General features: G+C 62.7%; 13 protein-coding genes and 1 riboswitch. Of the genes, 7 read left to right on the top strand and 6 right to left on the bottom strand.

Translation table 11 applies throughout. The annotated features are described in order from the left end of the window. Nucleotides 1-27: 27 nt before the first annotated feature. Both DT068_RS07255 and DT068_RS07260 read left to right on the top strand, forming a co-directional pair. A complete protein-coding gene (locus DT068_RS07255; RefSeq protein ID WP_119389130.1) occupies nucleotides 28-594 on the top strand; it encodes a LemA family protein in 567 nt (188 codons plus the stop codon). Nucleotides 595-604: 10 nt separating this feature from the next. Then, on the top strand, nucleotides 605-2521 hold the full coding sequence (locus DT068_RS07260; RefSeq protein ID WP_119389131.1) for a DUF2207 domain-containing protein: 1917 nt from the start codon (nucleotides 605-607) through the stop codon (nucleotides 2519-2521). 19 nt (nucleotides 2522-2540) lie between these two features. On the opposite strand, the gene thiQ is transcribed toward DT068_RS07260, so the two are convergent. The 3 genes from thiQ to thiB are packed head-to-tail and all read right to left on the bottom strand — an operon-like array spanning nucleotide 2541 to nucleotide 5787. Beyond that, entirely contained in the window at nucleotides 2541-3236 is a 696-nt protein-coding gene (thiQ, locus tag DT068_RS07265) for a thiamine ABC transporter ATP-binding protein (protein WP_119389132.1), read from the bottom strand. Next, nucleotides 3233-4813: an ABC transporter permease family protein gene (locus tag DT068_RS07270; protein WP_368904505.1), complete on the bottom strand. Its 1581-nt coding sequence runs from the start codon at nucleotides 4811-4813 to the stop codon at nucleotides 3233-3235. Before DT068_RS07270 ends, thiQ begins: the two co-directional genes overlap by 4 nt. Beyond that, nucleotides 4789-5787, bottom strand: a complete 999-nt coding sequence (gene thiB / locus DT068_RS07275; RefSeq protein ID WP_119389133.1) for a thiamine ABC transporter substrate binding subunit — start codon at nucleotides 5785-5787, stop codon at nucleotides 4789-4791. Before thiB ends, DT068_RS07270 begins: the two co-directional genes overlap by 25 nt. Nucleotides 5788-5939: 152 nt before the next feature. After that, nucleotides 5940-6046: riboswitch (TPP riboswitch) on the bottom strand. Nucleotides 6047-6103: 57 nt separating this feature from the next. Between thiB and DT068_RS07280 the strand changes: the two genes are divergently transcribed. Genes DT068_RS07280 through DT068_RS07290 form a run of 3 tightly spaced genes read left to right on the top strand, consistent with a single transcriptional unit; the run spans nucleotide 6104 to nucleotide 8455 of the window. Then, entirely contained in the window at nucleotides 6104-6739 is a 636-nt protein-coding gene (locus DT068_RS07280) for a thiamine diphosphokinase (RefSeq protein WP_119389134.1), read from the top strand. Further along, nucleotides 6736-7938 carry a class I SAM-dependent RNA methyltransferase gene (locus DT068_RS07285; protein ID WP_368904507.1) on the top strand — a complete coding sequence of 401 codons (1203 nt, stop codon included), beginning with the start codon at nucleotides 6736-6738 and terminating at the stop codon, nucleotides 7936-7938. The genes DT068_RS07280 and DT068_RS07285 overlap by 4 nt, the downstream gene beginning before the upstream one ends. Nucleotides 7939-7954: 16 nt before the next feature. Next, nucleotides 7955-8455 (top strand): hypothetical protein, encoded by a 501-nt coding sequence (locus tag DT068_RS07290; RefSeq protein ID WP_119389135.1) that lies wholly within the window; start codon nucleotides 7955-7957, stop codon nucleotides 8453-8455. 10 nt (nucleotides 8456-8465) lie between these two features. On the opposite strand, the gene DT068_RS07295 is transcribed toward DT068_RS07290, so the two are convergent. Next, nucleotides 8466-9545 carry a DUF2218 domain-containing protein gene (locus tag DT068_RS07295; protein ID WP_368904508.1) on the bottom strand — a complete coding sequence of 360 codons (1080 nt, stop codon included), beginning with the start codon at nucleotides 9543-9545 and terminating at the stop codon, nucleotides 8466-8468. 11 nt (nucleotides 9546-9556) lie between these two features. Next, the gene (locus DT068_RS07300) at nucleotides 9557-11704 is read right to left on the bottom strand and encodes a TonB-dependent receptor domain-containing protein (protein ID WP_368904509.1); all 2148 of its coding nucleotides are present in this window, start codon (nucleotides 11702-11704) and stop codon (nucleotides 9557-9559) included. 211 nt (nucleotides 11705-11915) lie between these two features. On the opposite strand from DT068_RS07300, the gene DT068_RS07305 reads away from it, so the two are divergent. Both DT068_RS07305 and DT068_RS07310 read left to right on the top strand, forming a co-directional pair. Next, complete coding sequence (locus DT068_RS07305) at nucleotides 11916-12779, top strand: heme/hemin ABC transporter substrate-binding protein (protein WP_119389309.1); 864 nt, start codon at nucleotides 11916-11918, stop codon at nucleotides 12777-12779. Nucleotides 12780-12847: 68 nt separating this feature from the next. After that, nucleotides 12848-13336 (top strand): hypothetical protein, encoded by a 489-nt coding sequence (locus DT068_RS07310; protein WP_119389136.1) that lies wholly within the window; start codon nucleotides 12848-12850, stop codon nucleotides 13334-13336. Between the two features lie 870 nt (nucleotides 13337-14206). On the opposite strand, the gene efp is transcribed toward DT068_RS07310, so the two are convergent. Then, on the bottom strand, nucleotides 14207-14779 hold the full coding sequence (gene efp, locus DT068_RS07315; protein ID WP_368904510.1) for an elongation factor P: 573 nt from the start codon (nucleotides 14777-14779) through the stop codon (nucleotides 14207-14209). Nucleotides 14780-14849 lie beyond the last annotated feature (70 nt).

Raw genomic sequence — 14849 nt, forward strand, 5'->3', positions numbered from 1 at the left:
TCCCCCGCCATAACAGGGGAGGAATCAATGTCGCTGAGCCTCATCATTCTGGCTATCATCGTCGTTGTCGGCGGCTACCTGATCTATGCCTACAACGCCTTGGTGAAGAACAAGAATCTTGTCGCTGAGGGGTGGAGCGGCATCGATGTGCAGCTGCGCCGGAGGGCCGACCTTATCCCCAACCTCGTCGAAACCGTGAAGGGCTATGCTTCGCATGAGGACAAGCTGTTCCGCGACCTCGCCGAATTGCGCGCCAAGAGCATTTCGGGCGGCTCCGTCACTGAGCAGTCGCAGGTGAGCCAGGCGATGACCGGCATGCTGGGCCGGCTCTTCGCCATTGCCGAAGCCTACCCTGAGCTCAAGGCGGACGCCAATTTCCGCGACCTGCAGGACAAGCTTTCCGGCGTCGAGGACGAGATCCAGCTGTCGCGGCGCTATTACAATGGCGCGGTGCGCAATTTCAACACGATGATCGAATCCTTCCCGACCAATATTATTTCGAGCTTCTTCCAGTTCACCAAGGCCGAATTCTTCGAGATCGGCGACCAGGCGGCACGCCAGGTGCCGAAGGTGGAATTCAACAAGGCTTCATAGGCAAATAGCCATGCGCGCATTGCTGTTTTCTCTGGCGCTGCTGCTGGCGGCCACCGGCAACGTGGCTGCGGCCGAGCGCATCACCTCGTTCTTGAGCGAGGTGACGATCGGTGCCGATTCCGCCTTGACGGTCAAGGAGACGATCGCCGTCGTCTCGGAAGGAGCCGAGATCAAGCGCGGCATCCAGCGCGATTTCCCGACCCGGTACAAGGACAGCAAGGGTCTCAATTATGTCGTCGGCTTCGAGGTCCTCGATGTGAAGCGCGACGGCCGCGATGAGCCCTTCACCGTCCTGTCGATCGACAATGGCAAGCGTATCCGCATCGGCAGCGCCGATGTCTTCCTCGACAATGGCCCGCATGTTTACGAGATCACCTACAAGACGACGCGCCAGCTCGGCTATTTCACCGACTATGACGAGCTCTACTGGAATGTGACCGGCAGCTCCTGGACCTTCCCGATCGAGAAGGCCGAGACCGTCATCCAGCTGCCGCCCGGCGCCACCATCAGGCAGCATGCCGAATATACCGGTCCGCAAGGCGCAAGCGGCAGCGACGCCGAGGTCATCCAGGGCACGGGCGATCGCTATCAGGCGCGCACCACCCGTGGGCTCAATCCCTATGAGGGCTTCACCGTCGCGGTCGGCTGGCCGAAAGGCTTCGTGACGGCGCCGACCGAGATCGAGAAGACCGGGGAGGCGGTCAAGGACAATCTCGGCTTCTTCGCCATACTGGCGGGCGTCGTAGTATCGTTCCTCTATTATCTCTTCGCCTGGATGCGGGTCGGACGTGACCCGCCGGCCGGCACGATCATTCCGCTATTCACGCCGCCCGCGGGCCTTGGCCCCGCCGGCATGCGCTATATCTGGAAGCAGGGTTTCGACGACAAGTCTTTCGCTGCATCACTGGTCGGCCTCGCCGTCAAGGGTCGCCTCAAGATCATCGAGGACGACGGCGACTTCTCTATCCAGCGCAAGGATGACGGCACCCAGCCGCTGACCCAGGCAGAAGCCGCTCTCTATAAAGCCATACCGCGCGGCACGACCGAGCTCGAGAAGTCCAATCACGCGACCGTGCGCGCCATGAAGGGCGCGATCGAGGACATGCTCGAGAAGGAGAATGAAGGCGTCACCTTCATGCGCAACCTCAAATGGCTGTGGGGCGGCGTCGCGCTTTCGATTCTGGTCTTGCTGGCCGGCGCAGCGTTGCTGCCGGGCGAAGATGCCTTTGTCGGCCTGTTCCTGTCGGTCTGGGGCGGCGGTTGGTGGGGCATATTGCTGGTCATCAGCTGGACCCTCGTCAGGGGGTTCTGGCAACGGCGTGGCATCCTCGCCAAGGTTGGCTCGATCTTCTCGCTGGGCTTCCTCCTGCCGTTCTTCCTCGTCGGCGGCGCGGCCCCCGCCATGATCTTCTTCAACGCCGCATCGCCGGGACTCTATGCGCTGGCCGGCGGCGCCATCCTCCTCGTCATCATGGCCTTCGTCTTCCACAAATTGCTGCGCGCCCCCACCATCACCGGGCGCCGGCGGCTCGACCAGATCGAAGGCTTCCGCATGTATATGCAGACGGCGGAGGAAGAGCGCCTGAAGGTGCTGCATCCGCCGGAAAAGACGCCGGAGCTTTTCGAGCGCTACCTGCCTTTCGCCCTGGCGCTCGATTGCGAGAATGAGTGGAACGCGAAATTCGCCACCGTTCTCGCCGCCGCGGCGGCAGCAGGTGCCGCGGCCTCACCTGTCTGGTATTCCGGTAGCCACTGGAACCCCGGCAATGTTGGAAGCTTCACCGACAGCGTCGGCTCAAGCCTCAGCAGTGCCACGTCATCGGCATCCGTGCCGCCGGGCTCCGCCTCGAGTTCCGGCGGCGGTTTCTCGGGTGGTGGAGGCTCATCCGGCGGCGGCGGCGGTGGTGGCGGCGGTTCGGGCTGGTAGTGCAAGCGAGCGCATCTCACTACCCGATATAGCTCTCGAGCTCGGGCAGGTCGCGGCGCTGCAGCAATTGCCTGGTCGGCTCGAAAGCGAGGATGCGGCCATTGTCGAGGAAGGCCGTGCGCGTCGCCGCGTATAGCGCATCCTCGGGATTATGCGACACCAGCATGACGGTATAGGTCTTCTCGGCCTGCAGCTCTTTCACCAGATCGAGCATTTCGCGCCGCAGCGCCGGCCCCAGCGCCGCGAAGGGCTCATCGAGAAGCAGGATCGGCTCATCGCGCAGCAATGCCCGGGCGATGGCGACGCGCTGGCGCTCGCCGCCCGAGACCTCGCCGGGCTTGCGCCGGGCCAGTGCCGCAAGCCCGGTGCGCGCCAAAGCTTCATCGACATCCTGCTTCTCTGTCGCGGTGAGCTTGAGTGAGGGGGAGATGCCGAGCGCCACATTCGTCCACAGATCGAGATGAGCGAATGTATTATGGTCCTGGAACACCATGGTCACCGGCCGCGCCGAGGGTGGCGCCCGGGTCATATCCTTGCCGTCGAGCAGGATGCGGCCGGATTGCGGCGCATCGAAGCCGGCGATGAGCGACAGCAGCGTCGACTTGCCCGAGCCCGACGGGCCGATGACCGCGACGAATTCACCCTTCGCGATCTCGAAATCGAAATCGGCGGTGTAGTCGTCATAGCGGAAATGGATGTTGTCGAGCCTGATCATGCTTTGGCCGCCCACTTGTCCAGAAGCGTGATGATTACCATCGAGAACAGCGCCAAAGCGAGAGCCGAGCCCGCTGCCGCGTCGATGCGATAGCTTCCCATTTGCGCATAGATGAGCGCCGGCAGCGTCACCAGCGATTGCGACCCGAACAGGGTGATGGCGGTGAGATCGCCGAGCGAGAGCATGAAGGCCATGGCGGCCGCGAGGCCGAGCGGGCGGCGCAGCACCGGCAGGTCGATGAGGATGAGGCGGCGCAAGCCGCCGATGCCAAGGCTGGCGCACAGCCGGTCATGCTGCGCCATGGCCTGCTGCACCGAAGTGCTGAGCGTGCCGAGCGCGAAGGGTAGCGCCATCAGCGCATTCATGGCGATGACCAGGAAGGGGGCGGCGCTGAGGGCGAGGCCCGACCGGCTCGCCAGGATGAACCAGCCGGTCGCCAGCACGGCCGGCGGCACGATGAGGGTCAGAAGGGCCGAGAGATTGAGGAGCGAGCGCCATGAAGGGCTTGCGGCCCGGGCGCTGGCTTGCGCCAGGGGCCAGGCCAGAGCGAGGCTCAGGGCCGCGGCGGGCAGCGCGATGGCGAGGCTGGTGAGCGTGGCATGGAGGAGGCCGGACCAGGTGAAGGTGGCGAGCGCGCCTGCGATCACGATCGCGGCGATCGGCACACCGACAAAGAGCGCCGCAGCTGCGATGATGACGGACAATATCAGCGAGCGGAGCGGCGATTGTGCATCATGCCGGTCGGGCTTCCGGCGCAGCGACGGCCAGCTCTGCACCGCATTGGCATATTGCCCGGCGAGCAGCACGAGGAGGGCGCAGAGCGCCAGCTGGAGCAGCGACAGCACTGTCGCCCGCGCCGGATCATAATCGAAGCGCAAGGCCTGATAGATGCCGACTTCGAGCGTCGTGGCCGACGGCCCGCCGCCCAGCGTCAGCACCACGGCGAAACTCGCGGCACAGAGCAGGAAGACGAGGCTCGCAATGCCGGGCAGGCTTCCTCGCATCTGCGGCCATTCGATCAGCCGGAAGCGGGCGCGCTCGGTGAAATCGAGCTGGGCCGCCAGGCGCCAGCTCTCGGGCGGGATGCCGTCGAGCTGCTGCAGCAGCAGGCGCGTCGCCAGCGGCAGGTTGAAGAACACATGGGCGAGAAGGATGCCGGCGAGGCCATAGACATTGAGCGGACTGCCGATGAGGGAGCTGAGCCAGCCGGTACGGCCATAGACGGTGACGATGCCGAGGATCACGACGATGGCAGGCAGCGCCAGCGGCAGGGCGAAGAGGCGCAGCAGGAGACGGCGGCCGATGAAATCGACCCGCGCCAGAGCGAGCGCCACCGGAATGGCGAGCGCCACCGAAAGGATGGTCGAAAGTCCCGCCTGCAGCAAGGTGAACCACAGGATGCGCAGCACATAGGCATCGATGATATGGCCGGTGATGATGCCCTCATCGATGCCTATGAGGGCGACGGGAACGATGCCGGCCAGCACCGCCAAGACTATGGCCGCCAGCGGCAGGCTGGCGGCCAGTCTTGAGCGGCTGAAGCTCGATCCTGTCATCTGCTCATCGCATTGAGCCATTCATCGATCCAGGCGCGGCGATTGTCGGCCACTTCCTCAGGCGTGAACAGGAAAGTCTTGTCGGGCTTGACCATGCGGTCGAAGGCCGGCGACAGCGGCGCCGTTGTCTGGCCCGCCGGGAACATCCAGTTGTTCTCGGGGATGGCATCCTGGAAGCCCGGGCCTTCCATGAAGGCGAGGAATTTCTGTGCCAGGGCTTTCTCCGGCGAGTTGGCGATGAGGCCCGCGACCTCGACCTGGAGATAGTGGCCCTCGGCGAATTTCATCGCCTGGTAGCGCTCGGTCTTCTCGGCGATGATGTGATAGGCGGGCGATGTCGTATAGGAGAGCACCATTGGCGCCTCGCCCTTGGTAAAGAGCCCATAGGCCTCCGACCAGCCCGGCGTCGTGGTGAGGATGCGCGGCTTGAGCTTCGCCCACGCCTCCGCCGACTTGTCGCCATAGACGGACTTGACCCACAGGAGGAAGCCGAGGCCCGGCGTCGAGGTGCGCGGATCCTCGAGGATGATCTTCTCCTCGGGCGAGCCCTCGACCAGATCCTTGAGGCTCGCATAGGCCCTGTCCTTCGGCAGTTTCTCGGTGTCATAGACCACCGCGAAATGCGCATAGTCATAGGGAAGGAAGGTGTCGTCGGTCCAGGCGATGGGGAGCGTGAGCTTGCTTGCATCCTGGCCATGCGGCCCGAACAGGCCGGTCGCCTTGGCTTCGGCCGTCAGGTTGGTATCGAGGCCGAGCACGACATCGGCTTGCGTGCCTGAGCCTTCGAGCTTGAGGCGGTTCAGCATGGCGACGCCATCGGTCACCGCCACCCAGTTCAGCGTGCAGTTGCATTCTTTCTCGAAGGCGTCTTTCACCTTGGGGCCGGGGCCCCAGTCGGCGACGAAGCTTTCATAGGTATAGACGGTCAGTGTCTCGGCCCGCGCCACGTTCGACAGAACGCAGAAGGCCAATAAGGTGAAGAGAAGTTTCTTCATTGTTATCCTCCACAGAGCCTTCCCCGTTCGGATTGCTTCAATCCGAACGGGACAAGAAGGCTCGAAAACTTAAATGTGGAGCGCTTCCTTATCGCCAAAGTCGAGCAACTTTGGCGGGAAGCGCTCTACACCGGATGAAGGAGGAAGGGGTTCGAAGACCCGCTCGCAATCCCTCCGCCGGCATGATCCGGATCAGGTTCAGCGGGTTGGCCTGCAAAGGCCTCTCAGCTCAAGACTTTGAGCACCCCGTTGAGAGCGGGGGCGAAGATAGGCATTGAGGGGTGCGCTGGCAAGCTTCATCTGTTATTCCTAGAGAATGACCCGTTTCGTTGTGCTTCTCGGCGGCGATTTGACGGCGACAAGACGCCTCAAGTCCCAGATACAGAAGGCGCGCATCATCGCGGCCGATGGCGGCATGGCGCATGCCGAAACTTTGGGGCTGACACCCGAATTGTGGGTCGGCGATTTCGATTCGACCCCGGATGACCTGGCCGAGAGGCACAAGGATGTCGTCCGCCATGCTTTCCCGCCCGAGAAGGACAAGACCGATGGCGAGATCGCGGTCGATGAGGCGATGCGGCTGGGCGCGCGCGAGATCATCATGGTGGGCGGGCTTGGCGGCCAGGCCGATCATGCGCTCGCCCATCTGGGCCTGATCCTGAAACTGGGGCGGAGGCGGGTGGCGTCCTTCATCACCTCGGGCCATGAGGAGGCCTATCCGATCCTCAACGGCACGCATCATTTCGATGTGCCGCGCGGCGCCCGCATCAGCGTCATTCCTTTCACCGACCTGGCCGGGCTAGACCTCGAAGGGGTGAAATGGCCGCTCACCAACCGCTCCGTGCCCTTAGGATCGAGCCTCACCGTGTCGAACATCGCCATGGGGCCGGTCACGGTCAGGCTCAGCCAGGGCTATGCGGTGGCGCTCACCTATCCCGAGAGCAAGATGTGACCAAGCTCGAGCTTGCCGAAATGGGCCGTCATGGCGAGGCCGTCGGCCAGGTGGGCGGGCGACCGGTCTATGTGCCTTATGCTTTGCCAGGCGAAACCGTCGAGGCCGAGATTTCCGGAACGCATGCGCGCCTCACGGAAATCCTCTCACCCAGTCCTGAGCGCATCGAGCCTTTCTGCCCGCATTTCGGCGAATGCGGCGGCTGCCAGATCCAGCACTGGCAGGCCGATGCCTATCGCCAGTGGAAGCGCAGTCTCGTCGCCACCGCGCTGAAGAACCAGGGCGTCGCCGCGGTGGTCGAGCCGCTGATCGATGCTGAGGGCGAGGGGCGACGGCGCGCCACCTTGCATGTCGCGAAGACACCGGCGGGCGTGGTTGCGGGCTTCAATGCCGTGCGCAGCCACGCCGTCCACCCGCTCGATTATTGTCCCATCCTTGTGCCCGCTCTGGCGCCGGCGCCCAGGATCGCCCGCCGCATCGGCGAGCTCATCGGCGATTGCGATGTGGCCTTCACGGCAAGCGACATGGGCCTCGATGTCGACATCACGACAAGGCGTAAGGCGCCGCCTGAGCTTGCCGCTCTTGTCCACAGCGAGGACCTGGCGCGGATCTCTCTCAACCGCGAGCCCCTGGTGACGCGTCTTCTGCCGGATATCGCCATTGGCGCGATCCGCTTGCGCCTGCCTGCCGGGAGCTTTCTGCAGGCGACGCAGAAAGGCGAGGAGGTCCTGGCCACGCTGGTCATCGACAATGTGAAGAAGGCGAAGAAAGTTGCCGATCTCTTCTCAGGCGTAGGCGTCTTTGCGCTCCGCCTTGCAGCCTCCTCGCAGGTCTTCGCCGCCGACAGCGACAAGCCCTCGATCGAGGCCATGACCGACGCCGCCCGCCGCGCATCCGGCCTCAAGCCCGTCGACGCCAAGGTCCGCGATCTTTTCCGCGAGCCGCTGATGGCGCGCGAGCTCAACGAGTTCGATGCCGTCGTCTTCGACCCGCCGCGCGCCGGCGCCGAGGCGCAGGCGCGGCAACTGGCGAAATCGACCGTGAAGACCGTCGTCGCCGTCTCCTGCGATCCGGCGAGCTTCGCCCGTGACACGCGCATCCTGGTCGAAGGCGGCTACCGGCTGATGCGCGTGACCCCTGTCGATCAGTTTGCTTTCACGGCGCATGTGGAGATAGTGGCGCTGCTTTTGCGCGGATAGAAGGCGATCGGGGAAGATGACCGACCGGATTGGCAAAGCGCTCATGGAAAATTGGGCGGATTACCTGAAGTACAGCTCAGCCCATGTCAGCGACTATCAGGCGATCTGCAGGCTCGGCGAGTTTGTCAATCTGCTTCATCATGACAAGATTCCTCAGCCTCTTGCCGACAAATGGCGTCTTGCGCTTGATAGCCAGAAGATATCCGCAGGGAGTCTCTCGAAAGCCATTGCCGGAATGCAAAAAGATGTGGCCCGCTTGCGGCACGTGATGAGCATTGGGGATGAGTTCATCTTTGAGGAGACGATGCTGCTGATCACTTTGCGCGTAAACGTTCAGCTCGCCATGGAGTTCTTTGAGAGCCGGGGCGTCTCTGTAACTGTCGATCTTCAGGATGTCGATGACAGCCTTCGGTCCATTGCCCGGTCTGGCCAGAATTTCTCTGCCTATGAAAGTGCCAGGAGAATGGCGAGGAAGAACTGGGGACTTCCAATCGTATCGAGGTGGCTTGATAGCTGATAGATGGAAATCACCCCGCCATCGGCCCGAGCGCGCCGCGCCGCCAATAGGCGGCCGCCAAAGTCTCGTCTCTGCCAAGCCCCAGCTTCCCCCGCCAGTGCTCGCGCACTTGCTTGGCCGCCTCCGCCTCGGCGGCGAACCAGCTGAAGCATTTGGTGCCGGCAGGACGGCTCACCGCGCAAATGGTCTCGGCGAGGCGTGCATCCTCGCCCGGCGCCTTTCCGTTGCGGTGGATCCAGTGCAATTCGAAACCCGGTGGATGCGCAATGATCTGCTCTTCGCCCTTATCGGCGACCTCGACAAAGGCGAACCCCCTGGTGGCGGCGGGCAGTTTCTCGAGGATGCGTCCCAGCGCCGGGAGGCCGGTTTCGTCGGCGCCAAGCACATACCACTGCGCGGAGCGCACCGGTCGTCCGAGCGGTCCCATGATGCCGACGATGCTGCCGGGCCTGGCCGAAGCCGCCCAGCCCGAGCCGATGCTCTCATCGCCATGCATCACGAAATCGATCTCCATGAAGCCCCTGGCGACATCGAGCTTGCGGATCGTATAGACACGCGCCGGCGCGCGGCGGTCCTCCGCCGGCCAGACAGGCAGGCCATTCGGCCCGGCCTCGGGCCATCCGGGCTCAGGTACCTGCGGCGTCGGGAACAGCACGCGCACATGCATGCCGTCGAATTCGGCAAAGCGGGTGAGATTCTCGCCCTTGAGCCTTATGCGCCGCATATGGGGCGTCAGATCCTCGATGCCGGCGACCCGCATCTCGCGGAACTGGGCCAGCCGCCTGTCGCCGGCGAGATCGCCCTGCCAGACGATGCGTGGCTGGGCGCGCCTGGCATGGACCTCGATGGCGGTCGCGAGAATATCCTTGAGCCGCGCCAGCCTGGCGGCATCGCCGGCGCGGATGCGCACGGTGAGCGCGTCCGGCGACAGACCGAGGGACGCCTGGCCGAAGGGGAAGCGGAAATCCATCCCGCTTCCCTCATTCGTCACCACGGCATCGAAGCTGAACAGCCGGTCGGCGATCCGCTCGACATAGTCGGCGGGCGAGGGGATCGCGATATGGGCTTCGGCCTTCAGTTCAGTCATCATTCTGGCTCCCGTCATCCGCCGAACCGCGTCGTGACGCCGATCTTGAAGGTGCGGCCCTTGCCCTGTTCGACATCGGACGTGTAGCTCCACGCACTTTGCGGATCAGTATAGGCGACATCGAACAGGTTCTCGACGGCGAGATCGATCTTGAGATTCTCCGACACGATCCAGTTGGCGAACAGGTTCACCAGCTCGAAGGCATCGCTATATTGCGCCGGGCCGTCGACCTGGCCGGGATTGGTGCCCGAAGAGCGCTGGGTGCGCTTGACTTCGCCCACCGCCAGATACTGGCCGCCGAAGATGAGTTGGTCCTCGAAGGCGCGGAAGCCCACCGTTGCCGAGAACTTGTCGAGCGGCGCATTCTCCAGCGGCTGGCCCTTGTATTTCGGATTGTCGGTGTCGATCAGCTCGGCATCGATGAGGGCGCCCGTCAGGTTGATGAAGCCCCAGCCGAGATCATAGATGAGCTCGGCCTCCACGCCTTGCAGCCGGGCCGTGCCGATATTGTCGGTCATGCGCGGCGTGATGGTGAAGTCGGTTTCGATATAGTCATAGACCTTGGTGTAGAAGCCGGTGAATTTGCCGCGCAGGATATCGCTCTCGGTGAGGATGCCGTCATATTTGAGATTGACGCCGCCTTCCCAGCTCTTGGCCACTTCGGGCTTCAGCCCGAAATTCGGAATATAGCCATCGGCCGTGTCGTGGGCGCCGGAGCCGCGGAAGACATCCTGAAGCCCGGGGGCGCGATAGCCTTCCGAATAGCCGCCGAAGAGCTGGAAGCCGGTGAAGGGCGTCACACCGACCGTGAAGCGGGGCGACACCTGGTCGCCATCCAGCGACTCGTCCTCGGGCGGCGTCGTCGTCGTGCCCTTGGTCTCACCGTCGAGATGATAGCCGTCATAGCGGATGGCGGCGATGAGCTCGAGCCAGCTGCTGTAGTGACCCATCCATTGCAGGAAGCCGCCATAGGCCTGGGCTTCACCCTGGCCGAAATGCGAGGCGGAGGATTCCCCTTCGAGATAGTAATAATCGCCGCCATAGGTCAGCGTGTGGGCGAGGCCCATCCAATCGAAGCGCGAGGAGTTGTGTCCCGATATGCCTGTGGTGCGCACGTCATAGTAGCGGAAATTGCCGATTGAACTTGTCGGCCACACCTGCGTCTGCTCGGCCTTCGTCTTGTTGTGATAGGCGGTGAAAGCATAATCGAGCAGGCGGTCGTCGGGATCGAAATAGGTGTATTTCGCGGTATAGGTGTTGTTGATCGTATCGGCATCATAGCGGCTCAAGGTTGCGGAGGTCGATCCGCTGGAGCCGGTGACATAGTCCTCGTAGCGCTGGATGATGGCGCCGAGCTTGATCTCATGGCCTTGCGCCGGGCGGAAGGTCGCCTTGCCATAGCCGCTCGTCACTTCCTCGCCGGTCCAGCGCACCTCATCGCCATGGCCGTCCTCATAGGCATCGCGGTCGCGCCAGTTTACATTGCCGATGATGTCGAAGGCCTGATGCGGCCGGATCGCCGCCGTGGTGCTGGTGGTGAAGCCCTCGCCATTGCTCTCATAGGCGATCTTCTCGCTGATCGCATATTGCTCGTCGGCATTGAGGAAGTCGCCCGCATCCTTGGTCTCGAAGGCGACGAGGCCGCCAATGCCGCCCGAGCCATAGGCATTGGAGACGGGGCCCCTGATCACGGTCACGGCCTTGAGCAAATCGGGCTCGATATAGAAGGAGCCCGAGCCATGGCCGACGCGCCAGTAATCCTGGCGCGCGCCATCGAGGGTGACGACGACGCGGCCATATTGCTGGAGCCCTCGGATATTGATGGCGGTCGCCGGGTCATCGCCATTCATCGAGGCGCCGACGCCGGGCGTGGTCTTGAAGATGTCGGCCGGCGTATTGGCCTGGATGCGCTCGAGGTCCTTGTCTCCCACATAGGAGGTTGCCGAAAGCGAATCGAACACCGCCTCGTTGATCATCGTCGCCGAGATGGTGATGGTGTCGAGCAGGGTCTCGCGGTCGGCCTTGGCGGTGGAGGTCTCCGCCTCCTGCTGCTCTTCGGCCTTGGGCTTCGTCGTGCTCTGAGCGGCAGCCGGGGAGGGGGTGAGGACAAGGACGGACGCCAAAGCGGTTCCCGCCATGAGTATGGTCTTGATGCGTGGCACAGCCACATCTCCTTCTGATGAGGATCAATGGCTGGCTGAAACCAGGGATGGTTTCCGGCGGGCTCGGGATTGCACCCCTTGCTTATTTAATCCTGACTAATATAGTCAAGTATTATGTGACCGTTGAATCACATTCTCATAAAAATTCTACAGAAGGTTGAATCTCTTGGCGAATTCACTTGTCGGCCGGCGCCTGTGGGTGCTTTGCAGCATGCTTCTCCTGGTTGCTTTGATGCCGCAGGCGGGAGCCCAGACGGTCATCGACGCAGCCGGGCGCGAGGTCGAAATCGGGCCGGCGCAGCGCATCATGACGCTGGGCTCCGATGTCACCGAGATCGTCCATGCGCTGGGCGCGGGCAAGCGGGTCGTGGCGGTCGACCGCGGCAGCCGCTACCCGGCCGAGACCCTCGCCAAGCCCAATGTCGGCTATCGACGCGCGCTTTCCTCGGAAGGCGTGCTGGCGCTGGCGCCTGACCTCATCATCGCGTCCGAGGATATCGGACCGCCGCCGGTGGTCGAGGTCCTGAAGACGACCGCCATTCCGCTGCTGCTGGTGCCTGAGGACAACACACTCGAAGGCATCGAAAGGAAGATCGCGCTGGTCGCCGGTGCCCTGAAGCTGGAAGAAGAGGGCAAGCGCCTCACCCAGTCGGTACGAGACGATTTCGCCGCAGCGACCCGCCTGACCGCGGCGATCCCGCCCGTGAAGCGCAAGAAGGTCGTCTTTTTCCATGGCCTCACCCGCCTGAGCGCCGCCGGCGCCGGCACGGCCGCCAATGCCATCATCACCTATGCCGGTGGCATCAATCCGATGAGCGCGATGCAGGGCTATAAGGCGGCATCGGAGGAGTATCTGCTCGAGGCGGCGCCCGACGCCATCCTCCTGATGAGCGACGGCAAGGGTGGGCCAACCGCCGATCATGTCTTCGCGATCCCGGCGCTCAAGCCGACGCCCGCTGCGAAGAACGGCGCGCTGATCGTGCTCGATGGCCCCTATATGATCGGTTTCGGCCCCCGCACCGCCCAGGCCGTGCGCGACCTCGCAACGGCGCTCTATCCGGAAGTTGGCGATTGAAGCCAAAATTGCCACAGTTTGCCCCGAGCCTTGCTGGCACCTGGGTGGTGAGGGATGCGGGAAAGACAATGAAATGGCGTGACGCGCTCGCCACAATCGGAATTGCCGTTGCGCTGACATGGTCGGCCGCCGCCGGATCTACGCAACGTTGTCTGTCGGAGGATGAGGGAGAGGCTATTGGCCAGCTTCTCAAGTCCGGAGATTACAAAGGCGTATATGACGCCTTGGCTCCAGGTGCCGGATCAGGATGCCCAGAAGAGCAATTCGCGCTGGGTACCCTGATGTATCATGGCAAGCTGGATATGAACGAGAAAGACAAGAAGGGCGAACAGGAGGAAGGCTACTCATTGCTGCTGGGCGCAGCCTCTTTGGGGACTGACCGCGCTGTCAGGTATTTGGGTGCCATAAGAAAAAATGGTTGGGGAGGTTTTGCGAGAAGCAGTGCATTGAGTGACTGTTGGCAGCGCGCTTATCGTGAAGGCGGCGATATTGATGGAGCGATCGTCAATCAGTGCTTGAGTTTGGAAGGAGAGACCGCTCTTTGGCCATCGCCGTGACCGAGATCGAGGCGTGATGCCAAGGCTCGTAATTCCAGCGTCAATAGCCCTGATAGTGAGCGCCTGTCTGCCATTGGCTGCTGATGGCAGGCTGGAGATAACAGGACGCGTATCGGACGGTAATCGCAAGCTCTTTGAAAAGTGCCGTTTGGAGCTGTTTTCTACAGCGGGCGGCCCCCGTGTTGTTTATCGTGAGATCGCTGGCGAATTCACTTTTTCTTCGACCGGACCTCCCGGTCGCAGCTCATATGTCGTGGAGATTTCTTGCGAAGGCGCAAGGACGCGCTATCGCAGTGATCCAGTTGAAATAGGGGGCAAAATGCCGACCGATCTCGGGCAGATTGTTCTCGAGCGGAGATAAATATCCGGCTACCCCTGTGCATGACCGCCACGCGGTCGTGCTGGACAGGCATCCCATATGATCGGCTCCGGCCCATGCGCCGCCCGGGCTTCGCGCGATCCTGCAACGACACTTTTTCCGGAAGTTGGTGATTGAAGCCTACGCTTCGGTCACATCTGTCGGGTGAGGCTTTTACCCTCGCCCTGCAAGCGAAGCGCAGCGGGGAGAGGGAAGGGGCCCACCGCGCAGCGGTGGGAAGGGTGAGGGGCAATGGGCTTGCGTTACCGTGTTGATCGAAGACTCAAGGCCAAATCCCCGCGGGCCCCTCACCCTCCCATTGCTCTCGCCTTCGCGAAGCCGAGATTTTCCTTCGACAGAGCAGAATCTTACTGCTTCAGCGGAGCAAGGTCGCAATGGGTCCCTCCCTCTCCCCGCTGAAGCGGGGCGAGGGTAAGTGGCTATCCTTCTGCGATGTGTGAATCCGATAGCGGCTTTCGCCGGGATGACAGATTCGGTGACGAGGCGAAGGATCAGTCCTTCGCGCGCTCAACGTAAGAGCCGTCTTCCGTCGCGATGACGACGCGGGTGCCGGTGGCGATATGGGGCGGCACCGCGGTGCGCACGCCATTCGACAGCACCGCCGGCTTGAAGGAGGAGGCCGCCGTCTGGTTCTTGATGACAGGCTCGGTCTCGACGATCTCGAGCGTCACGCGCTGCGGCAATTCGATGGTGATCGGCACGCTGTTGAACAGCGCGATCATGCATTCCATGTTTTCCTGGAGATAGGCCGCACTGTCGCCGATGAGGTCGGCGGGCAGGTGGATCTGCTCGAAATTATCCGGGTTCATGAACACATACTGGTCGCCGTCCTGATAGAGATAGTTGAACGGCAGCGTCTCCACGAAAGCGCGCTCGACCTGGTCGGTCGTCTTGTAGCGCACCACCGTCTTCACGCCGTCCGAGATGCGGCGCATGTCGATCGAGGTGGTGGGCGTGCCCTTGCCCGGGTGGAAGCTTTCAGCCTTCAGGACGACATAGAGCTTGCCATCCTCATGCTCGATGACATTGCCTTTACGCACGGCGCTTGCGATGATCTTGGCCACGAAATCTCTCTATAAATAAAGCATTTGCTGAATTGGGTTGGGCGGGTATTAGCAGCCGCCATGCCATAAG

Source organism: Taklimakanibacter lacteus (assembly GCA_003576695.1).
Taxonomy (GTDB): Bacteria; Pseudomonadota; Alphaproteobacteria; order Rhizobiales; family Aestuariivirgaceae; genus Taklimakanibacter; species Taklimakanibacter lacteus.